This window comes from Agrobacterium sp. GW821-FHT02D03, from assembly GCF_059421725.1.
Map to the genome: position 1 here is coordinate 964,458 of NZ_JBWKVN010000001.1, position 23,082 is coordinate 987,539.

Annotated in this window: 30 protein-coding genes and 1 tRNA gene; 11 read left to right on the forward strand and 20 right to left on the reverse strand. The window is 58.3% G+C overall.

All coding sequences use genetic code 11. The annotated features are described in order from the left end of the window. Nucleotides 1-59 precede the first annotated feature (59 nt). Nucleotides 60-269 carry a hypothetical protein gene (locus tag AC07U5_RS04455; RefSeq protein ID WP_062426615.1) on the forward strand — a complete coding sequence of 70 codons (210 nt, stop codon included), beginning with the start codon at nt 60-62 and terminating at the stop codon, nt 267-269. Here the strand turns inward: AC07U5_RS04455 and AC07U5_RS04460 are convergent. Genes AC07U5_RS04460 through AC07U5_RS04470 form a run of 3 tightly spaced genes read right to left on the reverse strand, consistent with a single transcriptional unit; the run spans nt 242 to nt 2,617 of the window. Further along, entirely contained in the window at nt 242-799 is a 558-nt protein-coding gene (locus AC07U5_RS04460) for a hypothetical protein (RefSeq protein WP_494722385.1), read from the reverse strand. The two genes, AC07U5_RS04455 and AC07U5_RS04460, sit on opposite strands and share 28 nt — an antisense overlap. Further along, nucleotides 796-1,827 carry an SAM-dependent methyltransferase gene (locus tag AC07U5_RS04465; protein WP_062598784.1) on the reverse strand — a complete coding sequence of 344 codons (1,032 nt, stop codon included), beginning with the start codon at nt 1,825-1,827 and terminating at the stop codon, nt 796-798. The genes AC07U5_RS04460 and AC07U5_RS04465 overlap by 4 nt, the downstream gene beginning before the upstream one ends. A 1-nt stretch (nt 1,828) precedes the next feature. After that, nucleotides 1,829-2,617 carry a DUF1295 domain-containing protein gene (locus AC07U5_RS04470; protein ID WP_113180673.1) on the reverse strand — a complete coding sequence of 263 codons (789 nt, stop codon included), beginning with the start codon at nt 2,615-2,617 and terminating at the stop codon, nt 1,829-1,831. Nucleotides 2,618-2,796: 179 nt separating this feature from the next. Here AC07U5_RS04470 and AC07U5_RS04475 point away from each other — a divergent pair, with 179 nt between their 5' ends. The 5 genes from AC07U5_RS04475 to arsK all read left to right on the forward strand — a co-directional run bounded on the left by AC07U5_RS04475 (nt 2,797) and on the right by arsK (nt 6,371). Then, nucleotides 2,797-3,168, forward strand: a complete 372-nt coding sequence (locus AC07U5_RS04475) for a DUF2147 domain-containing protein (RefSeq protein ID WP_062426256.1) — start codon at nt 2,797-2,799, stop codon at nt 3,166-3,168. A gap of 70 nt (nt 3,169-3,238) precedes the next feature. Further along, nucleotides 3,239-3,655, forward strand: a complete 417-nt coding sequence (locus tag AC07U5_RS04480; protein WP_494722386.1) for a DUF2177 family protein — start codon at nt 3,239-3,241, stop codon at nt 3,653-3,655. Between the two features lie 77 nt (nt 3,656-3,732). Next, nucleotides 3,733-4,734: an alpha/beta fold hydrolase gene (locus AC07U5_RS04485; RefSeq protein WP_494722387.1), complete on the forward strand. Its 1,002-nt coding sequence runs from the start codon at nt 3,733-3,735 to the stop codon at nt 4,732-4,734. Nucleotides 4,735-4,828: 94 nt separating this feature from the next. Beyond that, a complete protein-coding gene (locus AC07U5_RS04490; protein WP_494722388.1) occupies nt 4,829-5,185 on the forward strand; it encodes an ArsR/SmtB family transcription factor in 357 nt (118 codons plus the stop codon). Beyond that, nucleotides 5,178-6,371: an arsenite efflux MFS transporter ArsK gene (arsK, locus tag AC07U5_RS04495; protein ID WP_494722389.1), complete on the forward strand. Its 1,194-nt coding sequence runs from the start codon at nt 5,178-5,180 to the stop codon at nt 6,369-6,371. Before AC07U5_RS04490 ends, arsK begins: the two co-directional genes overlap by 8 nt. A 12-nt stretch (nt 6,372-6,383) precedes the next feature. Here arsK and arsH read toward each other — a convergent pair whose 3' ends face one another. The 15 genes from arsH to AC07U5_RS04570 form a co-directional block, all read right to left on the reverse strand. Next, nucleotides 6,384-7,109, reverse strand: a complete 726-nt coding sequence (arsH, locus tag AC07U5_RS04500) for an arsenical resistance protein ArsH (RefSeq protein ID WP_494722390.1) — start codon at nt 7,107-7,109, stop codon at nt 6,384-6,386. After that, nucleotides 7,087-7,509, reverse strand: a complete 423-nt coding sequence (arsC, locus tag AC07U5_RS04505; RefSeq protein ID WP_494722391.1) for an arsenate reductase (glutaredoxin) — start codon at nt 7,507-7,509, stop codon at nt 7,087-7,089. Before arsC ends, arsH begins: the two co-directional genes overlap by 23 nt. 2 nt (nt 7,510-7,511) lie before the next feature. Further along, entirely contained in the window at nt 7,512-8,570 is a 1,059-nt protein-coding gene (gene arsB, locus AC07U5_RS04510; RefSeq protein ID WP_494722392.1) for an ACR3 family arsenite efflux transporter, read from the reverse strand. 49 nt (nt 8,571-8,619) lie between these two features. After that, nucleotides 8,620-8,967 (reverse strand): ArsR/SmtB family transcription factor, encoded by a 348-nt coding sequence (locus tag AC07U5_RS04515; protein ID WP_494722393.1) that lies wholly within the window; start codon nt 8,965-8,967, stop codon nt 8,620-8,622. An 83-nt stretch (nt 8,968-9,050) separates the two neighbouring features. Continuing rightward, entirely contained in the window at nt 9,051-10,028 is a 978-nt protein-coding gene (locus AC07U5_RS04520) for a sensor histidine kinase (RefSeq protein WP_494722394.1), read from the reverse strand. 235 nt (nt 10,029-10,263) lie between these two features. Then, nucleotides 10,264-10,710, reverse strand: coding sequence for a DUF6691 family protein (locus AC07U5_RS04525; protein WP_494723254.1), 447 nt, complete (start codon nt 10,708-10,710; stop codon nt 10,264-10,266). Next, nucleotides 10,710-11,117: a YeeE/YedE family protein gene (locus AC07U5_RS04530; RefSeq protein WP_494722395.1), complete on the reverse strand. Its 408-nt coding sequence runs from the start codon at nt 11,115-11,117 to the stop codon at nt 10,710-10,712. Before AC07U5_RS04530 ends, AC07U5_RS04525 begins: the two co-directional genes overlap by 1 nt. Continuing rightward, nucleotides 11,114-11,446, reverse strand: coding sequence for a sulfite-sensing transcriptional repressor BigR (bigR, locus tag AC07U5_RS04535; protein WP_494722396.1), 333 nt, complete (start codon nt 11,444-11,446; stop codon nt 11,114-11,116). The genes AC07U5_RS04530 and bigR overlap by 4 nt, the downstream gene beginning before the upstream one ends. Further along, entirely contained in the window at nt 11,443-12,741 is a 1,299-nt protein-coding gene (blh, locus tag AC07U5_RS04540; protein WP_494722397.1) for a bifunctional sulfur transferase/dioxygenase Blh, read from the reverse strand. Before blh ends, bigR begins: the two co-directional genes overlap by 4 nt. 273 nt (nt 12,742-13,014) lie before the next feature. Next, nucleotides 13,015-13,281 (reverse strand): hypothetical protein, encoded by a 267-nt coding sequence (locus AC07U5_RS04545; protein WP_062426272.1) that lies wholly within the window; start codon nt 13,279-13,281, stop codon nt 13,015-13,017. Nucleotides 13,282-13,502: 221 nt separating this feature from the next. Further along, the gene (locus AC07U5_RS04550; RefSeq protein ID WP_494722398.1) at nt 13,503-13,661 is read right to left on the reverse strand and encodes a hypothetical protein; all 159 of its coding nucleotides are present in this window, start codon (nt 13,659-13,661) and stop codon (nt 13,503-13,505) included. A 606-nt stretch (nt 13,662-14,267) separates the two neighbouring features. After that, entirely contained in the window at nt 14,268-14,543 is a 276-nt protein-coding gene (locus tag AC07U5_RS04555; protein ID WP_062426273.1) for a hypothetical protein, read from the reverse strand. A gap of 1 nt (nt 14,544) precedes the next feature. After that, nucleotides 14,545-14,739 (reverse strand): hypothetical protein, encoded by a 195-nt coding sequence (locus tag AC07U5_RS04560; protein WP_207773694.1) that lies wholly within the window; start codon nt 14,737-14,739, stop codon nt 14,545-14,547. A 65-nt stretch (nt 14,740-14,804) separates the two neighbouring features. Then, complete coding sequence (locus tag AC07U5_RS04565) at nt 14,805-15,044, reverse strand: hypothetical protein (RefSeq protein ID WP_062426274.1); 240 nt, start codon at nt 15,042-15,044, stop codon at nt 14,805-14,807. Nucleotides 15,045-15,202: 158 nt separating this feature from the next. Then, a tRNA-Arg gene (locus AC07U5_RS04570) sits at nt 15,203-15,279 on the reverse strand. A 472-nt stretch (nt 15,280-15,751) separates the two neighbouring features. Between AC07U5_RS04570 and AC07U5_RS04575 the strand changes: the two genes are divergently transcribed. Further along, on the forward strand, nt 15,752-16,273 hold the full coding sequence (locus AC07U5_RS04575; RefSeq protein ID WP_207773695.1) for a MarR family winged helix-turn-helix transcriptional regulator: 522 nt from the start codon (nt 15,752-15,754) through the stop codon (nt 16,271-16,273). A 704-nt stretch (nt 16,274-16,977) separates the two neighbouring features. Further along, complete coding sequence (locus tag AC07U5_RS04580) at nt 16,978-17,205, forward strand: hypothetical protein (RefSeq protein WP_112521083.1); 228 nt, start codon at nt 16,978-16,980, stop codon at nt 17,203-17,205. Between the two features lie 30 nt (nt 17,206-17,235). Here AC07U5_RS04580 and AC07U5_RS04585 read toward each other — a convergent pair whose 3' ends face one another. Together AC07U5_RS04585 and AC07U5_RS04590 are read right to left on the reverse strand one after the other, a co-directional pair. Continuing rightward, on the reverse strand, nt 17,236-17,715 hold the full coding sequence (locus AC07U5_RS04585; RefSeq protein ID WP_494722399.1) for a hypothetical protein: 480 nt from the start codon (nt 17,713-17,715) through the stop codon (nt 17,236-17,238). Nucleotides 17,716-17,879: 164 nt separating this feature from the next. Further along, a complete protein-coding gene (locus AC07U5_RS04590) occupies nt 17,880-18,866 on the reverse strand; it encodes a LysR family transcriptional regulator (protein WP_494722400.1) in 987 nt (328 codons plus the stop codon). A 267-nt stretch (nt 18,867-19,133) separates the two neighbouring features. Here AC07U5_RS04590 and chvE point away from each other — a divergent pair, with 267 nt between their 5' ends. From chvE to mmsB, 3 genes are all read left to right on the forward strand, one after another. After that, a complete protein-coding gene (gene chvE, locus AC07U5_RS04595; RefSeq protein WP_062426278.1) occupies nt 19,134-20,198 on the forward strand; it encodes a sugar ABC transporter substrate-binding protein ChvE in 1,065 nt (354 codons plus the stop codon). A 90-nt stretch (nt 20,199-20,288) separates the two neighbouring features. Then, nucleotides 20,289-21,824, forward strand: a complete 1,536-nt coding sequence (gguA, locus tag AC07U5_RS04600; protein ID WP_062426279.1) for a sugar ABC transporter ATP-binding protein GguA — start codon at nt 20,289-20,291, stop codon at nt 21,822-21,824. Next, the gene (mmsB, locus tag AC07U5_RS04605; protein ID WP_494722401.1) at nt 21,824-23,020 is read left to right on the forward strand and encodes a multiple monosaccharide ABC transporter permease; all 1,197 of its coding nucleotides are present in this window, start codon (nt 21,824-21,826) and stop codon (nt 23,018-23,020) included. Before gguA ends, mmsB begins: the two co-directional genes overlap by 1 nt. Nucleotides 23,021-23,082 lie beyond the last annotated feature (62 nt).

Genomic DNA, 23,082 nt, shown 5'->3' on the forward strand with positions numbered 1-23,082 from the left:
ACAGACTTTTTCTGGCACTGCTCCATATCGGCGCATTGCTTCCAGGGGATGACAAAGCAATGGACACTGTATCGATCGACAATCGCGGCGATTTTGGCCTTTGGGCCATTGAGCGTGCCAAGGAGATCATCGCGGTCGAGGCTTCGGCGCTGGCGATCGCGTCACGCGATGGCAAGGACGAGGAGATCCGCGATGCGGCCAATGCGCTGGGTGCGGCCATCTCCGCCGCACTTCTGGAGGTCTATGACGGGCTGGTGCCCGAGGAGTGATCGGCTCCGCGCATACCTGAATAGCGAAGCGCGATGAAGGCGGTGAGGCAGGCGACGGCAAAAGCATTGAGGTTGAACAGCTTGCCCAGATCCTCCGCGCTCCAGATGTGCAACGCATCGCCGATCAGGTAGCGCGTGGTCAAGAAGCCGGCAAAGACGACGCCCGTCAGGCCGATCTGCCAGAGTTTTTCGCCTGCCCTGAAAGATAGTGCCACGAGCATGATGCAGGCGGCAAAGAACAACTCGGTGCCCGATCCCGTGCCGAAGAGCTTGGTTTCGAACACCGTGTCGATGGTGCCGATGAGGGGAAGCGCAATTCTTGCCGCCAGCGCGGACCGCCTGGCGATGAAAGGGATAGCGAGAAAGAAGGGCATGGACAGCACGCTGATCCATGCCGCCTCGACGCCATTGCCGACCACCCACCAGATGGTCGGCGGGTAGAATGGCTTGTTGGCAATGATGACCCAGGCCACGGTGACGGTGGCTGCCGTCAACGCGTCCTGTTTCGCGCTTGCGCCTCTGTCTGTCATTTGCCGACCGGCTTCAGCAGATAGTGTCCGACGCCCCAAACCTCGCCCTTGTCGTGGCCGAAAAGCCCTGCGGTGGCGAGGAAGAACAGTCTCCAGCGGCGGTGCCACAGCGAAGCGTCCTTGCCGTAAACACGCTGCAGGATCGGCGTGATCCTCTCCGACTTGGCATCGAAATTGGCAAGCCAGTCCATGGCAGTCCGGCGGTAATGCGTGCCGGACCAGCGCCATTCGGCTTCCACGGCGTAGACATCGGCGAAACGATGCGGCAGATCATGCGCCGGCATGATGCCGCCGGTGAAGAAGTGATGCGCGATCCAATCGGCAGGGTCGTTCGGATCGAAGCGGTAGGAGCGGTTCTTGTGGGTGAAGACGTGGATGAACAGCCTTCCATCCGCCTTCAGCCAGCCATTGGTGCGCTCGAAAAGGGCGCGCCAGTTGGACATGTGCTCGAACATCTCGACCGAAACGATGCGGTCATAGGTCCCTGACGGCGAAAAGTCGTTCATGTCCGCGGTGATGACGGTGAGGTTGCTGAGGCCCTGGCGCTCAGCCTCCCCGACAATATAGGCGCGCTGCGAGGCGGAGTTGGAAACCGAGGTGATGCGGGCATTGGGAAACTGCCGCGCTAGATAAAGCGACAGCGAACCCCAGCCGCAGCCAAGCTCCAGAACATCCATACCGTCATGGACATCGGCGTGCTTGACGGTTTCAGCCAGTGCTGCGGTTTCCGCATCTGCAAGCGTGCTGGAATCGCCCAGGTAATAGCAGCAGGAATATTTTCGCTGTGGCCCGAGCACCAGAGAGAAGAATTCCGCCGGGACTTCGTAATGCTGGCGGTTGGCGTCATCGGTGTGTGTGGCGACAGGAAAATCCGCCATGTCACGGGCAAAGGCCGCCTCCTTGCTCTCTGGCACCTTCTCCAGCCGGCGCTTGGTGCGGTTGCAGAGGAAATCGATGCCGGTCAGCGTGAGGCCGTCGGACAGCGGTGCCTTTTCGGCTGCGTTGATGGCGAATGCCAACATGTTCATGTCATGCCTCCTCTTTGCGTGGACCGGGGAAAAATGCGTTGACGCGGCGCTGCAGCGCGCGGAATTTTTCGCCGCGCGAACGCAGCATGTGCTCTTCAAGCGGCGGGATGCCGGACGCATGGACGAGCAGCCAGTACATCAAGGCTGGCGCCAGAAGCGCTGCCCAGGCGAAAGGCGAGGGGCCCGTCAGCGCCAGCAGCGGCCATGAGCACCAGTAGAGCCACTCGAAGAAATAGTTGGGGTGGCGGGAATAGCGCCACAGGCCTTCCTCGCAGACTTCGGTCTTGGCTTCCGGCTTCTTGCGGAAGCGTGCCAGTTGCCGGTCCGACAGTGCCTCGCCAGCAATGGCCAGAAGACCGATGACGACGGCGATAAGATCCAGCGAGTGGGGGAAGCTGGCTGTGCTGAAGGCTGCCAGATAGATGGCAAGGACCAGAATGAACCCGGCAAGAGCCTGGATCTGCAGAAACAGGAAGAGGCGTTTGGAGGCGTTGTCGCCCCATTCCTCGACGAGCTTGGCATAACGAGGATCTTCGCCGCCACCCTTGGTGCGAGAGCCGATATGGCTACCCAGCCGGATGGACCAGACGGCCACGAGCAGGAATGCGGCAAGCCTGCGCTCCTGCGTGCCATCGGCAATGACGATTGCGACGATGCCGCCGATACCGACGGCGAAAGACCAGATCGTATCGATCCAGCCGCTTGCCCCCGTGCGGCGTTGCACGGCCCAGGCCGCAATCATGGCAAGCGACAGGCCAAGGGCAATCAGAAACAGGAAGAGGACATCCATAGGAAAGTTCTTTCCGTGATCAGCATGATGAGTCTGCCAAATCTACGGAGAACGACCGGTCGCGGTTTCCTTGCAGAAGAAAAAAAATTCTTACACCATTTCTTGTGATCCGAAATCAAGGTCGGCGCGTTGTTCTCGTCATCGGTGCGCAGCGACGCCTCTTGTTAAAGGATTTGAGCATGAAAACGGTTCTTAGACTGTCCATCCTTGCCCTTGCTTTGAGTGGTGGCAGTGCCTTTGCAGATACGATCGAGGGCCAGTGGGCGCGCGGCGATGGCAATGCCAAGGTCCGGATTGCACCCTGCGGCTCCGACATCTGCGCCATCAACACCTGGATCAAGCCGGGTACGCCCAAGGAAAAGACGGGCGACAAGCTGGTGATGAGCATCAAGCCGACATCCGACGGCGAATATTCCGGCACCGCTTTCGATCCGCAGCGCGACCTGACCTACAAGCTGACCGTCTCCGTCAAAGGCGCCAGCATGACCACCAAGGGCTGCGTATTGGCAGGCATCGTCTGCAAGGGCGTCAACTGGACGCGTATCAACTGATCCTGGGGTGCCGGGCGCGACACGTTTGCGCGATGTGCGTCCAGGAATGCTTTAAGACGTGGGAGTTCTCATGAAACGTTTCGTCATCGCCTATATCGCGACCATGGTCTTCTTCCTGGCCATAGATGCGGTGTGGCTCAGTACCATGGCGGACCGTCTCTACCGCCCTCTGTTGGGAGATCTTCTGGCGCCGCAGTTCCGCCTTGTCCCCGCCGTGCTCTTCTATCTGATCTATTGTGCGGCCTTGAGCTTCTTTGCGGTTATTCCCGGCCTCGACCAGCGCCGGCTGGTGGTGGCGCTGCGCAACGGCGCCTTCTTCGGCTTGGCCGCCTATGGCACCTATGACCTCACCAATCAGGCGACGCTCGTGACCTGGCCAACAACACTGACCATTGCCGATCTCATCTGGGGTTCTGTGCTTTCCGCGGCCACGGCGTTTTGCTCCTGCTGGCTGACGGGAAAGCTGAATGGGCGTTCTGCCCATTAAGGACCCGGCCATTTCCGTCTTGCGTATCGAGATGGCCGGGTTCAAGACGTGATGTTACCTCTCTTCTCAGGACGATCATGCCCAACAGTTTTCTGCCGATGCTCGGAACGGTTCTTGCCATGAGCATGATGACGCCCGCGATCGCTGCATCGGACAGCCCGACCAAGGGTGAAGAGAGGGTCGATGTCGGCGGCTTCAAGCTGAACAGCATCCTGCTGCCCGCCGGAAAGAAGGCCGATCTTCCGCCGATCGTCTTCATCCATGGCGCGAGTGCCAGCCTCTACGATCCGCTCTTTTCCTTCCGCGAGCCGCTGGAAGGGCGCGCGAAGCTGCTCTTCGTCGACCGGCCGGGGCACGGTCTTTCCGATATCGGGCCGAAGGAAAACATCCTGCCGGACGCGCAGGCCGATGCGATTGCCGAGGCGATGAAAAAGCGCGGCATCCGCAAGGCGATCATCGTCGGCCACTCCTTCGGCGGCGCGATCACCGCCGCCTTCGCACTGCGCCACAAGGATATGATCGAAGGGCTCGTCTTCCTGTCACCCGCACTCTACCCGTGGCCGGGTGGCATCAGCTGGTATTATGACGCCGCGCGCGTGCCCGTGGCCGGCGTGTTCTTCAGCACGCTCATTGCCCCGCCTGCCGGGCTGATTGTGTTGAACGGTGCGGTCAAAGGTGTCTTCGCACCCAACCCCATGCCATCCGATTATGTTTCGAAGACGAAAGCCTACCGTGCCCTGCGCCCCGTCGCCTTTCGTCACAATGCCCAGGAAGTGGGGGCTTTGAACGGCTGGGCAAAAGATGCCTCTGCGAATTATCGGCAGATCCGAGCGAAGACGATCATCATTGCCGGGGACAAGGACGGCGTGGTCTCGACCGAAATCCACTCCAAGCATCTTGCCCGCGATATCCCGGGAGCAGAGCTCATCGTCGTCCATAATCTCGGCCACAAGTCGGATTACGTCGCCCGCGATCTGGTCGTCGCCGCGCTGGAAAAGATTGCCGGTAAGCCCCGCAATCTGAAGGCCATCGCCAAGACGGTGGAAACGCGGATTGCCAGCGACAAGGGCGCGATGTGACGGCAGGACGATATTTCGACTGGTCACAGCCACACTTGTCGATCTTCATTGCATGCCGTATGTCTCAATCCAATAGTTCAAGGATTGTTGAAATATGGACGAGCGTCAGGCGCTTTCTTCTGTCGCGGCACTCGCCCAGGAAACCAGGCTTCGCATCGTGCGGGCGCTGGTCGTTGCGGGTCCGGATGGACTTGCGGCCGGTAAAATTGCCGAACGCATGGGCGTTTCTGCCACCAATGTCTCATTCCATCTCAAGGAACTGGAGCGTTCCGGGCTGATCAACCAGCAACGGGTGTCACGCTCCATCATCTATCGTGCCAGTTTCGAGACGCTTGCCGAGCTTGTGACCTTCCTGATGGAAGACTGCTGCGCTGGCCACTCCGCGATCCGGCATAATGTCCCGCTGTCCGAAGGTCATCTATCTGCTGCAAGAGTGAACGCCGTTGAGTAAGTCGCGCGTTTCTGCCTCTCTCGTTTCAGCGCTCGGCCTGACGCAGATCATCGGCTACGGCACGCTCTATTACAGCTTCAGCATACTGGCGCCCGGCATGGCGCAGGATCTTGGGCTTTCGCTGGCGCAGGTGTTCGGGGTGTTCTCCGTTTCCCTCTTTATCGGCGGGCTTTCGGCAATTTACATCGGCAGACAGATGGACCGGCTGGGTGCGGCAACCATAATGGCGGTCGGGTCCGCGCTGGCATCGGTGATGCTCGTGCTGTGCGCCGCAGCACCTTCGGTTGCGACGTTTGCCATTGCCATCATCCTGCTCGAGGTTTCGTCCGGCATGGTGCAATATCAGGCGGCCTTCGCCACGCTGGTGGAGAGCGATGCCCATAGCGCGTCGCGGAGCATTACCTATCTGACGCTCATTGGCGGCTTTGCGTCAACGATCTTCTGGCCGATCTCCAGCGTGCTTGCCAGCCATCTTTCCTGGCGTGAAATCTATCTCGTCTTTGCGGCGCTCAACCTTGTTGTCTGCATGCCGCTGCATGTCTGGATCAGGAGCCTTGGCAAGACGGCGCGTGGTTTGCCCGCTCGCGCGAAACCGACTGTCGTCGGCGCCGTTCCGCCGCATATGCGCCAGCGGACCATGCTCATCGTCTCCGTCGCTTTCGCGCTTCTCGGATTTACGCTTTCCGCCATGCTGGCGCATATGGTGCCTATGCTCGGATCAATCGGGCTGGGGGCTGCCGCTGTTGTGATCGGTTCTCTCTTCGGCCCGGCCCAGGTTCTGAGCCGCCTGATCAACATGGTGTTTGGAAAGCGTCTTTCGCCGCCGGGCCTTGCCGTTTTGTCCGCGGTGCTGATCGTGTCTGGGGTGGTGATGCTGCTGATGAGCGCGGACTGGTTGCCGGGTGCGGTGGCCTTTGCCATCTGTCTCGGGCTTGGCTCCGGCATCAACAGCATCGCCCAGGGGAGCCTGCCGCTTTATCTCGCCGGCTCGGAAGGCTATGGCGCAATGACCGGCAAACTGACCGCTGCGCGGCTTGCGGTTGGCGCTTTCGCGCCCTTCGCCTTTGCCGCCGCCATGGAAAATGTGGGCCTGAGCTTTGCGCTTGCGGCAAATGCAGGACTTGGCGCGCTCAGCATTGCCGCTTTCGTCATTGTCGCGCGGTCATGCCGGGCTCAGGTGGCGTAAGCGCGCTGCTGGTCAGATCGAATTCAGTGACACCCGCTTCTCAAGTGCTGCTGCTTCTTCCTTCCGCTCGCTGTAACGGCTGGTCAGATAGGGTGAGGCGTCGCGTGTCAGAAGGGTGAACTTCACCAGTTCCTCACAGACATCGACGACGCGATCATAATAGGAGGATGGCTTCATCCGCCCTACGGCATCGAATTCCTGAAATGCTTTGGCGACCGAAGACTGGTTGGGAATGGTGATCATCCGCATCCAGCGGCCGAGGATGCGCATCTGGTTGACCGCATTGAAGGACTGGCTGCCGCCGGAAACCTCCATCACCGCAAGCGTCTTGCCCTGGGTGGGGCGCACGGAACCGAGCGACAGAGGAATCCAGTCGATCTGCGATTTCATGATGCCGGTCATGGCGCCGTGGCGCTCCGGGCTGATCCAGACCTGACCCTCCGACCATTGCGAGAAGTCGCGTAGTTCCTGCACCTTGGGATGACTGGCGGGTGCTTCATCCGGAAGCGGAAGTCCAGCGGGATCGAACAACCGCACTTCGCACCCCAAATGCTCCAGCAGGCGCCGGACCTCGAAGGCGAGGAGCCTGCTATAGGACACTTCTCTGAGCGATCCATAGAGTATGAGGATGCGCGGGCTGTGGACCGACATTGCGGGCCGCAGGGCCTCTGCCGCGACGGGATCGAGATGCTCGGTCTGTAAAGCGGGGAGGTGCTCAGACAATGCGCTTTCCCTCATGATCGAGAACCTGTTCTCCATCTTCCTTGGTGAAGGCACCCTTATGGCTGTCGGGCAGAATTTCCAGCACCGCTTCCGACGGACGGCAGAGCCGTGTTCCGAGCGGCGTAACCACGAAAGGCCGGTTGATGAGGATCGGCTCCTTCACCATGGCATCCAGCAACTGCTCGTCGCTTAACGCCGGATTGTCCAATCCCAGTTCGGCATAGGGCGTGCCCTTTTCCCGGATCGCTTCGCGGACCGTCAGTCCAGCATCGGTGATCATTGCCTTCAACTCTGCGCGTGATGGCGGGGTTTGGAGATACTCTATGACCGTGGGTTCGATACCGGCGTTGCGGATCATGGCCAGCGTATTGCGCGACGTGCCGCAGGCGGGGTTGTGGTAGATGGTGACCTGCATGATTATGCCTCCTTGGCTTGGGCGTTCTTTGAAACGGATGGGGCGCTTTCGTACCAAGCCTTCGAGCGGTTCACGATCCAGACGACGGACAGCATGACGGGCACCTCGATGAGCACGCCGACGACGGTTGCGAGTGCGGCGCCAGACTGGAAGCCAAACAGGCTGATGGCCGCGGCCACCGCGAGTTCGAAAAAGTTGCTGGCGCCGATCAGGGCCGATGGGCCAGCAACGCAGTGCTGTTCGCCCGATAGCCGATTGAGGAGATAGGCAAGGCCCGAATTGAAGTAGACCTGGATCAGGATCGGCATGGCAAGAAGCCCGATGACGGCAGGCTGGGCGATGATCTGCTCGCCTTGAAAGCCGAACAGGAGAACGAGCGTTGCCAGGAGAGCGACAAGAGAAAGCGGCTGCAACCGGGCAAGCAGGGCATCCAGCGCGCGCGTCTTTCCATCGGCGGTCAGCATCTTGCGAAGAAGTTGGGCTATGCCGACGGGGATGAGAATATAGAGAACGACCGAAATCGTCAGCGTATCCCATGGCACCGTTATGGCGGAGAGGCCGAGAAGCAAGCCTACGATCGGCGCGAAGGCGACGACCATGATGGCGTCATTGAGCGCCACCTGCGACAGGGTGAAATGAGGCTCGCCCTTGGTCAGGTTCGACCAGACGAAGACCATCGCCGTGCAGGGCGCTGCAGCCAGGATGATCAATCCCGCAATGTAGGAGTCGATCTGATCTTGCGGCAGCAACGGTCGAAACAGCCAACCGACGAACAGCCAGCCGAGAAGAGCCATGGAGAAAGGTTTGATCGCCCAGTTGATGAAAAGTGTGACGCCGATGCCGCGCCAATATCGTCCGACTTTCGACAGGGAGCCAAAATCGATCTTCAGCAGCATGGGGATGATCATCAGCCAGATTAGGGCGGCGACAGGAATGTTGACGCTGGCGACCTCAGCTGCGCCGATCGCATGAAAGACCCCCGGCAACAGGTGGCCGAGCGTGACGCCGACCAGAATGCAAAGAAAGACCCAAACTGTCAGGTAGCGTTCGAACGTGGACATCAACTTGTCTTTCCGGCGTTTGATCCTGGCGTGGTGGCGTGATGCTGCGTCACGACTTTTCAACGCTACAGCAGGGCGTCAAATCGGCGATTAGCGGGGTGCAGAGCGCGGCATTGCCGTTGCAGCAATCCTTGAGCAGGAAGAGTGTGAGCGCACGAAAACCATCGAGATCGGCGCGATAGATGATGGAGCGGCTTTGCCGGTCGCTTTTCACGATGCCAGCGCGTTGCAAAATACCGAGATGTGCCGACATCGTGTTCTGGGGCACGTCCACCAACCGAGCCAGCTCACCGGCCGCCACACCATCGGGCTCCGCCTCCACGAGGAGACGGAAGGTTTCAAGACGCGTTGTTTGCGCAAGGGCCGACAGCGCTGTAATGGCAAGATTAGTATCCATATATCCAGAATAACGGATATTTTGTCTCTGTCAAGAGCACGCGTCTTTTGGGCGTGGAGAACGTCGCAGGCTCTTGGATTGACTCAGTTTTCGATCAGATTGGCAACCGGTGCCGAGAGCGAAAACACCAGCCCGTCCCTGTCGAAATCAATCCGGCTCGCGCCTCCAAGATAGGAGGAGAGCGCCTTATCGATCATCCTCGATCCAAAGCCGCGGCGGGTCGGCTGGAAGACTTCGGGGCCGCCGGTTTCTTTCCAGGTGAGGTCGAGGGTGGGGCGGTCGGCGTCTTCGTTGAGTTTCCAGGTGAGCGAGACGATGCCGGTGTCGTTGGAGAGCGCGCCGTATTTGAAGGCGTTGGTGGCAAGTTCGTGGAAGGCGAGGGTAAGCGCAAGCGCACATTTGGCCGAGAGATCGATTTCGGGGCCATCGATCAAAACCCGGCCGGCGCTATGTTCAGCAACGACGGCGTCCGCGAGTGTGCGCAGTTGCGTCGGGTTGTGATGGGCGTTGATGAGGATGTCATGCCCGCGGCTGAGAGCGCCCAGGCGCGAGAGGAAGGTTGGCTTGGCCGTTGCCATGTCGGCGTCGTCTTTCAACGTTTGCGACGCGACCGCCTGCACAAGGGCGAGGATATTCTTGATGCGGTGCGCAAGCTCGTTGCGCAACAGGATCTGCTCATCCTCGAAGGACTTCAGAGCGGTGATGTCTCTTGAAATGGACAGGATGCCTTCGACAGCACCTTTGTCATCGAAAAGGGGGGAGACCTTTACATCCCAATAGCGCGGCGTGCCCTTGGCTGTATTGGCGAAGCCCGTGAAGCGCGCAGGGCGACCGGCGCGGGCTTCAGCCAGTGCGGCAACAGCATCGATATTGCCTTGGCCCTCCCAGAAATTGGGCCAGTAGCAGCCCTTGAACTGGGAAAAATCGTCCACCTCCATCACCCGCTGGCCGCCTTCGTTCATGAATTGCAAAGAGCCATCCAAGCCGATGACTTTGATGCAGTCTTCCGAAGCGGCAAATGCCGCGGCAATAAAGCGGGAACTATTGGGGCTATCCAGCACTGGAAATTACCTTGAATAAGATGCGGGTCTGCGAGAAACACAGGCTAGTTCAATACCATAACCATTTAAGGCGCAACAGAAGAAGAAGTTCCCATCAATACTTCGTTAATGACGTAACGTGAGGTCTTTCACGTCGGATTTTCTTCGCTGTGCATTGCGCAAAATCGCCTTGCCGGGGAGCGCTGACAAGCACGTTCAACGTCCCGGTGCCGAATTTCGTGGCAAGTCCGTGTCGTTAGGGACGCCTGCTCCACAGGCGGTCATGAAGCGTCATGCCCAAAAGCATGGCGACGACGAAGAGGATGACCTGCGGCGCACCGCTGGTGAGTGCTGTCACCGAGAGAGACGCGATGGCCGGGCCGGGGCAGAAGCCGCCGAGCCCCCAGCCGAGGCCGAAAAGCGCTGAGCCGATGATGAGCGGCGCATCGATCTTCTGTTTTGTCGGCAGGTGGAACACATCGTCCAGCACGGGGTGCCCCATGCGTTGTGCTGCCCGCCCGCCGATAAAGGCAACAAGGACAGCGCCGCCAAGAACGAAAGCGAGGCTCGGGTCCCAATTGCCGAAGACATCCAGAAAGGCTTGAACGCGGGCAGGGTTCAGCATACCGGAAAGTGACAGGCCGAGGCCGAAGATCAGGCCGGATGCCAGTGCTGCGGAAAATCGAAGGATCGAGCGGTTCATCATCCGATGCTCCGCAGGACGGCAACGGCGGCAATGCCCGTTGCCAGAAATGTCGCGACCGCTGCCATGGAGCGGGGTGACAGCCGCGCGAGCCCCAGCACGCCGTGGCCGCTGGTGCAGCCGGAGCCCATGCGCGAGCCGAAGCCGACCAGCAATCCTGCGAGCGCGATGAGTGGCAAGGGCGTGGTGATCTCGATCTGCGGCCAGCCACCGAAGAGAGAAAGATAGGCAATCGGCCCGAGCAGCAGGCCCAGCACGAAGGCGAGATTGGTGGTGAGCCCTGCGCCCTGGACCAGGCGCCCGACAATGCCGCTGATACCGGCAATGCGGCCGTTGAGGATGAGCAGCATGACGGCGGAGGCGCCGATCGACAGGCCGCCCGCAAGGGAGGCGAGATAAGGGCTCATGCCGTCTCCCTCGCGCAGAAAATAGTGTAGAGCGCGGCGATCAGTTGGGCGGCCTTTTCTTCGGTCAGCCGGTAGAAAATCTGCTTGCCATCACGCCTGGTATCGACAATGCCGGAGCCTCTCAGCACGGTGAGGTGCTGGGAGAGATGCGGCTGGTGCAGATCGAGCCGCTCCTCCAGATCGCCAACGGAGAACTCCCCTTCGACCAGGGTGCAGACGATCATCAGCCGCGCCGGGTGCGACAGGGTTTTCAGCAGGGTGGCGACATCTGCGGCGCGGTCTGCCATTTCGGCAGGCGAAAGCGCCAGGTCTTTTGGCAAAGCGGTCATTCCCAAACGGCTCCCTGCAAGGCATCCAGCGGGAACTTGAGATAGCGTTTGCCATTTGCCTCCGGTTCCGGCAGGCGGCCACCGCAGATATTCACCTGTAGCGCATGGAGCATGAGCTTCGGCATGGGGAGCGTCTTGTCGCGTTGTGTACGAAGCGTCACGAAATCCTGCCGGCTGACGCCTGCAATATGCGGGTTGGAGGCTTTTTGTTCGGCGACCGTACTTTCCCAACGCGGCGTGCGGCCATGCGGCTGATAATCATGACCGGTAAAAAGCCGCGTCTCATCCGGCAGGGCCAGAATATCCTGAATGGAGTGCCAGAGGGTCTCCGCATCCGCGCCAGGGAAATCGGCGCGCGCCGTGCCGCCATCCGGCATGAACAGCGTGTCGTGGATGAAGGCCGCATCGCCGATGACATAGGTGATCGAGGCGAGCGTGTGGCCGGGAGAGAAGAGAACCCGCGCATCGAGTGAACCGATCTTGAACGTCTCTCCATGGGCAAACAGCTGGTCCCATTGCGACCCATCGGTTTCGAGGTCCGGCCAGTTATAGATATCCTTCCATAGCGCCTGGACATCCACGACGCGCTCGCCGATGGCGGTGCGGGCACCTGTCTTTTGTTTCAGATACTGTGCGGCAGAGAAATGATCGGCATGCGGATGCGTGTCGAGAATCCATTCGACCGTGAGACCTTGGGCACGCACATAATCGAGGATCGCATCGGCATTGATGGTGGCTGTGGCGCCGCACTTCTCGTCAAAATCCAACACCGGATCGATAATGGCGCATTTTCCAGCCTCGGGATCAGAGACCACATATTGAATGCTGGAGGTGCGGGCGTCGAAGAAGCCCTTCACCTGCGGCCGCCGAGAGGTTTGGCGGGCAAGCCACGTCTCTGTGGCACCCATGTCGAAGCCATGGGCGCGGCCGAAGGCAGCGACATCGGCTGCTTTCATCCGCCCATCCAGAACTTCGCCGATCACATAGAGGCTGAGCGAACGGGTGCCGCCTTTGCAATGGGCGAAAACCGGGCCATCGGACTGGCGCATGGCATCCTGGAAAGCTCGCACGTCCGCCTCGGTGATGGTACTCATCGTCACCGGAATGTGGCTATAGGCCAGACCATATTGGCCCGCTGCCTGCGCCTCCACTTTCGTGCCGAGTTGAGACGTGTCCTCGCCATCCGGGCGATTGTTGATGAATGTCGTGAAGCCTTGAGAGTGAAGGGCCTCGATGTCTTCCACACTTGGCTGGGTCGAGACCGATAGCTTGTCGGAGATTTTGGTGACCGGCATAGATGCCCTCCATCCTAATTCACTATATATTATTTTATAATGTATAATGATAGCGGCTGCAAGTGCTGAAGCGTGTCGCGATCTTTCAGATTCGCTCCTTCGCTTTAGACCCTTGTTTGGTCGCATGTCGTTATCGCAAAACCGCTGCACACTTTTGCGCGGACCATGCTTTAAAGCGTGGCGCGATCTTCAGATTCCCTCGCCACGCTTCAGCTCGTTGTCTTATAGTCTGTCGTCATCGCCAGACCGCTGCACCCTCTTGCGCGGCATGCTTCAGTATTTCGGAATGGACGATGGCTTTCGGTCGAACGTTTCCGTCGTGCCGTCCGGCCTGTACAACGTCCAGGAGCCACTGAGATTTTGCGAGAGCCTTCCCTCACTTTTGCCGTCGCGGCTGACGGCATATCCGCCTCCAAGATTCTGCTGGAGTTCGTAGGTGCTTCCATCTTTCTTGAAGCATCGCGAGGCGTTCATCCCGCACTCGGCGAAGGCGCTGTTTGCTGCAAGCACCATGATGGAAGATAGGATAAGTCGCTTCATGAGTTTGATCCTTTCGCTTTGTTTTCAGTTGGACGTGACATCGATTTGAACTGTTCTGGGTGACCACCGCAGGATCCGCCCGGGTGAAGAATTCATCCGGACGGGCAGGCGGCGGAGATGGATGCGCTCATCTCCCGGCCGAGATGGAGCACGGCGCCTTCGTCCCTTTGGGTGGGCAGCGTTTCGCCGTGATACCGGGAGATGCGTGCGACTATGAAAGCTCACCGTATGCGTGAACTGGCGTTACTGCCTTCGCATCGCGCATAGTCTGCTGCATCGCTGGCAAAGTTCTTCGCCGCATCCGCGGCATCGGCTGCGTCCTCTGCATATTCCGTCAGGGCGCGAATATAGGTCGCGACGTCGTTCTTGTAGGAGCGCATGTCATACTCCGAGCAATTGGAATAAAGCACGCAGGAGGGCTGTGAAATTTTGGAGGGCGCCCTGGGAATGCGGACATCGCTGGAAGGCTCGGAGCAGCCCAGTGCCAGTGTTGGAGAGATCATGAAAAGAGTACAAAGAAACGAAACGCGTCGCATGCTGGAAACCTCCGTTTGCATGGCTGATGAAAATTCCTGTCAGGGTTAAGGCGTCGCGCGGAACCGTGCGGTCTCTTGTCTATCCATCGCGCCGACCTCACTATCGTTTTGCCCATTTGTCCTTTATGGTCGCGGGCTAAATGCCGCTGCGGAAAGACGACCCCGCGTTGCGTCGTGCCATGTGCAGGTCTCCATGTGTTCGACCCGTCTGCCCCTGAGATTCTCTCCCAATCTCTTCATTCGATGTGTCCTTCGTGGGTGGCGGTTACGACCGCCGTTGACCGAGTGGGTGCGATCGGTGAGTAGGGACTTGTCTTAGCCTCAGTGGCCACTATCCGATTGGCGGATGGCTATTACTGAGCGGCTGGCATTCTCCTCGGTATCAATCTGCGCGGATAGGCAAGACGATCGTCGAGAGGCGATCTGCATCGTTCAAAGCAGCATCCGTCCTCAATCGCGCGATACATGCCCGAAGACGAAATGGTTGCCGTTTCCGTTGCCGCATCGGCTGCACCGCAACTTCCGTTCCAGCGGCATCAACTGCTGCGACTTGCCAAACCGTCGCTGTAATTCCCACCGTTCCAGCATGCTCACCTCTCCGCATTGTCCGCATTTGCCGCTGACCGAATACCATTGCGGCAGGTCGGCAAATGTAACCTCGTTGGCCTTTTGTCCTGCTATCTCGTCGCCCGCGCCCACCAGATCGATACCGCGACGGTGGCGCATGTCACTCCCGCTCGCCGTTCGGTATCCACCCGCGCGTAAATCCTCGTCCCATCGCGGCGACGGCGACCGACAGCTGTTGTTGCAGATGCTCGATCTCATCCAGCAGCGTTTCTACTGCCGCCTTCGCATCCCCGTCGTGGCATTGGATGACATATGCCGCAACATCCACGACCTGTTCGTTGATTTCGGCACACACGTTCCCGATCTCCTGTTTCAGAGCCACCTGCTCGTTGATGTGAAAGATGATTGATCCCTGTCCGGTCAGTCAGGCATCAAGTCGGTAATCTCGCCATGAGAGACCAAGAGACGGGGATCGGCCATATCGCCACTCTCCTCATCCACGGTGACGGCATAGGCAGCAACGCCAATATGGCGAGACGCCATTGCACCGGCAATCTTCTCGGCAGAGGCGGCGCTGGAAGCCTGTCGAATATCCCCCGGCACAATACCGCCGCGTCCCTTCTTGAACTGCACCACGATGATCTTTTCAGCTCCGGACATTGCTCGCTCTCTCATTTGTTCTATAAATGTTCTCATTTTTGGGAAGAGTCAAGACGGTGGTTTGACGCGATTTCGAAGGCGTGTCTCCAGCAGACCAAATATCCGCAGAAGATGGGATCGCGAGCGCCATATGCACGTCGAAGAGAACTATTGGAAAATGGCGCACCCGACAGGATTCGAACCTGTGACCTTTGGAATCGGAATCCAACACTCTATCCAGCTGAGCTACGGGTGCACTCGTGACGCGTTTTTGAGTCGCGTTTGGATATGCCGGGTTTCTTAAACCAGCTTTCCTGTCTCTTCAATCCGTAAAATGTCGCCGGCGACAATGATATTGCCGATGAATCGGTATGGTTAAAAATCATCTATTACTTCTTGCACGCTTTGCTTGTGTCTAATTCTTACGGGCTGGAATTTGTACTTCATCTTTCGCCGGTTGCATGATGAGTGGCTAGTTAACGAGAACGTGCATGATGATTTTTCGCGCTCGAGTTTGATAAGAGCGAGATTAGTGGTTTGTTTACAATATATTGGTTGTAAGAACCAATATTTATGCGATGCTAATAGTAGGAAATGCTTATCGTTTCTACCATGGAAGATTTCATCCGTACGAACCCTAGACCTATGGATTAATTACTATTAAACATTGTTCTAATAAACATATGCCGCTAATGACCTCTCAAGCGGATGAATCACAGGAGGCCGGGATGACTTTGAATATGGCTTTTGAGCAAGGTCGCGCGAAGGGTAAATACTCGGAAGCCGATGAGCCGTCGCTCGGGCATTCCAAGCTCTCGAAGCTCGATGTCGATTACTCCATTCTTTCCGAAGCTGTACTTTACAGGCTCCGGAGGGCACAACTCGCGGTGGTGGGGGACTTCAACGAGAGCCTTCTTGCCTACGGTCTTCGTCCGGCTGATTTCTCCGTGCTGATCGTTGTGGCGAACAATACCGATCTGAAGCAGAGCGATGTTGCAGAGGCGCTTGGAATTCAGCGCGCCAACTTCGTGGCGATCATCGATGGTCTGGAAAACAAGGGGCTGCTCGCCCGCCGCAGATCGGCGACCGACCGCCGTGTCCACTATCTGGAGATGACAGAAGAGGGCAAAGCCACGCTCGACGAAATCCTGCAGATCTGGAAGGCCCATGAGGATAAGCTCGTTGGTCGACTGGGTGGCGAGAAGGCCCGCGATCAACTCGTCGGCCTGTTGCGCAAGATCGAGGATTGATCCTGGGCGATAATGCTCGGTGCTCTCCATTGAACACTTGAAGGCGGTGCAGTTTTGCGCCGCTTTTTTGTTGCGGACTAGGGGTGGCGCGTCTGCGATGAGCGGACTGACCCGTCATGGTGTTCGCCGTTGCAGCACGATCCTTGGACGAAACCTCTTGCTGCGCCATTCCCATTGTTGTGCAGTGGCTCCGGGGCGGGAGGTAGTGGGCTTCCTCATCCGTGTTTGCTATCGCTCGCCAGTCCACACGCAGAGCCGCTCGGGGTAAGTTCTCTGAGATCAAGGACAATGGTCTGGCTATTTCTCCAATACCGCCGGATGGGTGTGCCTGTCATCTGGCTGGATCCTGACCCTGGGGGCGAGCCTCTTGTTTTGGGGTCAAGCGTGTCGCCCTTCTCTAAACGCCGGCATATCCTGCCCACACCAGCGCAGTGGATTGGCCTTCAGTCGATCACAATCCGGTTGGATAGGCGATTCTCGCGCCTCTCTTTGGCCTGCGGTCTTGCATTGTTGCGTTTCTGAGGGGATATGCTCGGCAAAATGCTTGAAGCGCCGTGCGTCCTGTTGGACGCCCAAGGGATGCTTCACCTTTTTGAATCGACACATCGTGCTTTTCCGAAGATCGATTTTGATTTTCGGGCCGATGCAGTAAAGCCGGATGCTTGCGTGGATTTCGCATGAGAGGCTGGCGCAAGGGAGAGACCATGCTTTTGATCGATACGAACCATCCGATGTATCGCCCGCTCTGGGTGCGGCTGCTGATCGTTGGCGTCTGCGCTGGCTGGGCGGTGTTGGAGTTCGTTAACAACGAGCCCTTCTGGATGACCGTCGTCGGCGGCATCGCGCTTTATGCGGCCTATGTGCTGCTGTTTACCTTCAAGCCGGCCGAGCCGAAGCCGGACGAGCCAGCGGTTCGCTCCGAGCAGGACTGAGGCCTCACACGCGCTTTACCGAGCGCGTTTTCAGGTTCTGCCCATCAGCGGCAACAGCCGGATGGCCTGGTCGATAAGAAGATTGGCGGCCGTCATGCGCAAATGGGCGTTTTCGCGAAAGGCGGCGAGGACTGCGTCGGGGTGATTGAGCTTGGCGAAGGCCCGCCGCTTTTCGCTGAGGCTTTCCAACGTGTCCCTGTCGTTGATGGCAAGCTCGTCGCTGACATCTGCCAGAGAGGTCTTTTGAAGATAATCCGGCATCGGCGCCGGTTCAGGCTCCTCATCCCTCGGCTCAATGTCTAGGGTCGGCATATCCTCCAGCACATCGAGATAGGCAGAGAGCGGGCGATTGTCCGGCTCTGTGTCGGGTATGCCGGATGTCGCGATGGGGCCGGGGTCGAAGATGACGCGCGGGCTAAAGGGTGTGGCAATTTCCTCCTCAGGTCGATCTTCCGCCTCGCGCTCAAGGCGCGCGACGACAGACTGGAAAACCGACTGGCCGAAAAGCATGACACCCCATCTCTTTGCGACCGCGCTAAAGCAAGATGCGTAGATTCAAAAAGTAAAGCGCCCTTTGTGCGTCCAACAGGACGCGCGGCGCTTCAGCAGGTCTACTGCGGCGGTCGTTGCTTCCCGCAGAGAGAATCACTCTAATATTGCCTGAGCCTTGAGCGTTACGCGGCCTTGCGGCTTTCCTCCAGCACCAGATCATAAAGAAGCTGGGCGCTGGGCGGCAGCACTCGGTCCTTAACCGTCAGCAGGCTGAAGGGTTTGACACTGAGCTCAAACTCGGTCGGCAGAATGCGGATGTCGCCCATAGGGGAATGCTGGCCGGAGAGAAACTCGGCCATTTCCAGCGCAAGCGGCGCGATTGCGTGGGTGGTGCTGACAATGGCAAGGGTGAGGACGGTGGAGGGCGTGTTGATGATGTTACGCGGCAGCGAGACGCCCTGGGCAAGGAAGGCATCCTCGATCGTGCGCCTCAGCAGTGTGCCGGGCGGCTGGAACACCCAGTCGTAGTCGCAAATATCCTCCAGCCGGGCAGGCGGGGCATTCAGCAGCGGATGATTCTTGCCGACCAGAAGACAGGCGCGCTCGATGCCGATTTCATGGGCGTTGAACAAGGCCGGGTCGAGATCGTCTGGAATGCGGCCGATGACGAAATCATGCCGTGCTGCCAGAAGCTCGCGCGCGAGAATGTTGCTCGTTTCCACCTGCACGCTGATTTCGATGCCGGGATAGATATCCATTGCTTTACGAAGTGCGGGCACCACCATGCTGATGGCAGGCGCGGTGACTGCGCCGATATAGACCGAGCCGCCGCTGCCGGTTTTCATCTGTGCCAGTTCCCGGCTTGCCTCTCGCAGCTCCAAAAGGATCTTCTTGGCCCGTCTCGCCAAGGCTTCTCCAAACTTGGTTAAGACAACGCCGCGTGATGCGCGCTGACAGAGCGGGCTCTTCACGATGGCCTCCATCTCCGACAGAACGCGCGAGGCTGCAGGCTGCGTCATGTTGAGGGCTGCGGCCGCAGCGCTTACCTGGCCGTGTTCTTCCACCATCACAAGCATACGTAAATGGGTCATTTTCAGCCCGGCACGCAACAGGGGGTTGTCTTCGATGATCGAGGGAAACTCACTCAGATTCGTTTCATCGCGTTCCATTTTCGTCACCGTTTATGGCAGGAGAGCTTAGAATAAACATTTGTATCGATTTAATATATCAAAATTGATATAGGAAAAGAGAGATATTCTATTTGACAGTTATATAGATTCAGAACAGTTTGCACCTCGTGCCGGGGAGGAGCGATGAAAGACGGATTATGCTCAGGGAGCCCGTTCGAGTAAGCTCGATTCTTCACTACCGCGCATGAATTTGACGGCATTCTGTAAGGATACAGAAGCCTAAAAGGGTTCCAAGGGAGAGAGTTCATGAAATCCATCATTTCGTTGTTTGCTGCCTGCGCTATCGGCGCTGCGGCATTTGCGTCGCCCGTCTGGGCGCAGGACAAGGGCACGGTCGGTATCGCCATGCCAACCAAGTCCTCCGCGCGCTGGATCGACGACGGCAACAACATCGTCAAGCAGCTTCAGGACGCCGGCTACACGACCGACCTTCAGTACGCTGACGACGATATTCCGAACCAGCTTTCCCAGATCGAAAACATGGTCACGAAGGGCGTCAAGGTCCTCGTTATCGCTTCGATCGACGGCACGACTCTGTCGGACGTTCTCAAGCAGGCCGGCGAACAGGGCATCAAGGTTATCGCCTATGACCGCCTGATCCGTAACAGCGGCGACGTCAGCTACTACGCAACCTTCGACAACTTCCAGGTTGGCGTTCTGCAGGCAACCTCCATCGTCGACAAGCTCGGCCTGAAGGACGGCAAGGGTCCGTTCAACATCGAGCTCTTCGGCGGTTCGCCGGACGACAACAACGCCTTCTTCTTCTATGACGGCGCAATGTCTGTCCTGAAGCCTTACATCGACAGCGGCAAGCTCGTCGTGAAGTCCGGCCAGATGGGCATGGACAAGGTCGGCACGCTGCGTTGGGATCCGGCAACGGCCCAGGCTCGCATGGACAACCTGCTCTCCGCTTACTACACCGACGCCAAGGTTGACGCCGTTTTGTCTCCTTATGACGGTATCTCCATCGGTATCATCTCCTCGCTCAAGGGCGTAGGTTACGGCACCAAGGACCAGCCGCTGCCGGTCGTTTCCGGTCAGGACGCTGAAGTTCCTTCCGTCAAGTCCATCCTGGCTGGCGAACAGTACTCCACCGTCTTCAAGGACACACGCGAACTCGCCAAGGTGACCGTCAACATGGTCAACGCGCTGATGGAAGGCAAAGAGCCTGAAGTCAACGACACCAAGACCTACGAAAACGGCGTCAAGGTTGTTCCGTCCTACCTGCTGAAGCCGGTTGCCGTGACCAAGGACAATGTTGAAAAGGTTCTGGTTGAAAGCGGTTACTACAAGGCTGACCAGCTGAAGTAATTTCTTCATGATCGTGGCGGGGAGGGACGTGATCGTCGCTCCCCGTTTATCCAAATAAGAACGCCGGATTGTACGGCGCAGGATTGTGATATGGACAACACCATTCTCGAAATGCGCAACATCACCAAGACGTTTCCAGGCGTGAAGGCGCTTGAAAACGTGAACCTCAAGGTTCGCCAAGGTGAGATACATGCGCTCGTCGGCGAGAATGGCGCGGGAAAGTCGACCCTCATGAAGGTCCTTTCCGGCGTTTATCCCGCTGGCACATATGATGGAGAAATCCACTACGAAGGTGAGCTGCGCAATTTCCGCGCCATCAACGACAGTGAAGATATCGGCATCATCATCATTCACCAGGAGCTGGCGCTCGTGCCGCTTCTGTCGATTGCAGAAAACATTTTCCTCGGAAACGAAGTCGCGCAAAACGGCGTCATCAGCTGGCAGCAGACCTTCAATCGCACCCGCGAGTTGCTGAAGAAGGTTGGCCTGAAGGAATCGCCCGAAACACTCATCACCGATATCGGTGTCGGCAAGCAGCAGCTAGTGGAAATCGCCAAGGCGCTGTCGAAGAGCGTGAAGCTTCTGATCCTTGACGAGCCGACGGCTTCGCTCAACGAAAGCGATTCCGAAGCGCTGCTCAATCTCTTGATGGAGTTCCGCACCCAGGGGCTGACCTCGATCATCATCACCCACAAGCTGAACGAAGTGCGCAAGGTGGCCGACCAGATCACCGTGCTTCGCGACGGCATGACGGTGAAGACGCTCGACTGCCACAAGGAAGAGATCAGCGAAGACGTGATCATCCGTAACATGGTGGGTCGCGATCTGGAAGACCGCTATCCGCCGCGTGACGTGCCGATCGGCGAGACGATCCTCGAGGTCAAGAACTGGAACGCCTTTCACCAGCAGCACCGGGACCGTCAGGTCCTGCACGATATCAACATCAATGTCCGCAAGGGCGAGGTTGTCGGTATTGCGGGTCTGATGGGTGCGGGCCGCACCGAATTCGCCATGAGCGTGTTCGGCAAGTCCTATGGCCACAAGATCTCCGGCGAGGTTCTGCTTCACGGCAAGCCCGTGGATGTCAGCACCGTGCGCAAGGCGATCGATGCGGGTCTGGCTTACGTGACCGAAGACCGCAAGCATCTGGGTCTCGTGCTGAACGACAACATTCTGCACAACACCACGCTTGCCAATCTGGCCGGGGTGTCGTCTGGAACCGTCATCAATGACATTCAGGAAATGAAGGTGGCGACGGATTTCCGCAAGCGCTTGCGCATTCGCTCGTCCGGCATCTTCCAGGAAACGGTCAATCTGTCCGGCGGCAACCAGCAAAAGGTCGTGCTGTCCAAGTGGCTGTTCTCCAACCCGGACGTCCTCATTCTGGATGAACCGACGCGCGGTATCGACGTCGGCGCAAAATACGAAATCTACACCATTATCAACCAGCTTGCCGCCGACGGTAAGGGCGTTTTGATGATCTCATCGGAAATGCCCGAGCTGCTTGGCAATTGCGACCGCATCTACGTTATGAACGAAGGACGGATTGTCGCCGAATTGCCGAAGGGAGAGGCGAGCCAGGAAAGTATCATGCGCGCTATCATGCGCTCAGGGGAGAAGAACTGATGAGTTCGACCAACACATCCACCGAAGAGAACAACGTCATCTCGGTCGGCTCGTATATCCGGTCCAATATCCGTGAATACGGCATGCTGATCGCGCTCGTCGCCATCATGCTCTTTTTCCAGTTCTACACAGGCGGCATTCTCTTCCGTCCGGTCAACCTGACCAACCTCGTGTTGCAGAACTCCTTCATCGTCATCATGGCGCTCGGCATGCTGCTCGTCATCGTGGCAGGGCATATCGACCTTTCGGTCGGTTCGATCGTCGCCTTCGTCGGCGCGATAGCCGCCATATTGACGGTCCAATGGGGTATGAACCCGTTCCTGGCCGCGCTGATCTGCCTCGTCGTCGGCGGTGTCATCGGTGCCGCCCAGGGCTACTGGATTGCCTATCACCGCATTCCGTCCTTCATCGTGACGCTGGCGGGCATGCTGGTTTTCCGCGGACTGACGCTCTTTGTCCTCGGCGGTAAGAACATCGGTCCGTTCCCGTCCGACTTCCAGGTCATCAGCACCGGCTTCCTGCCGGATATTGGCGGCATCGAGGGCATCAACACCACCTCGCTGATCCTGACGATTTTGATTTCAGTCGTCCTTCTGGTTCTGGCTTTCCGTCGCCGTCAGGTGAATCAGAAGCATGGCATTGAGGTCGAGCCTTTCGGCTTCTTCCTGGTGCAGAACGTTCTGATTGCCGCTGCGATCCTCTTCCTCGGCTACAGCCTGTCGACCTATCGCGGCCTGCCGAACGTTCTCATCGTCATGCTGGTGCTGATTGCGATCTACAGCTTCGTGACCCGTCGCACCACGATCGGCCGTCGCATTTATGCGATGGGCGGTAACGAAAAGGCGACAAAGCTCTCGGGCATCAACACCGAACGCTTGAGCTTCCTGACCTTCGTCAACATGGGCGTTCTCGCCGGTCTTGCCGGCATGATTATCGCAACGCGCCTGAACTCGGCGACGCCGAAGGCCGGTGTGGGCTTCGAACTGGACGTGATTGCGGCCTGCTTCATCGGCGGCGCATCTGCTTCCGGCGGCGTTGGCAAGATCACCGGTGCGGTCATCGGCGCCTTCATCATGGGCGTGATGAACAACGGTATGTCGATCATCGGTCTCGGCATCGACTTCCAGCAGATGGTCAAGGGTCTCGTGCTTCTGGCCGCCGTGTTCTTCGATGTCTACAACAAAAACAAGGGCTGACCTTAGCGTTCGCCAACAGTTTTGAACGATAGCAAGTGGCCGGTTTCCGGCCACTTCCATGA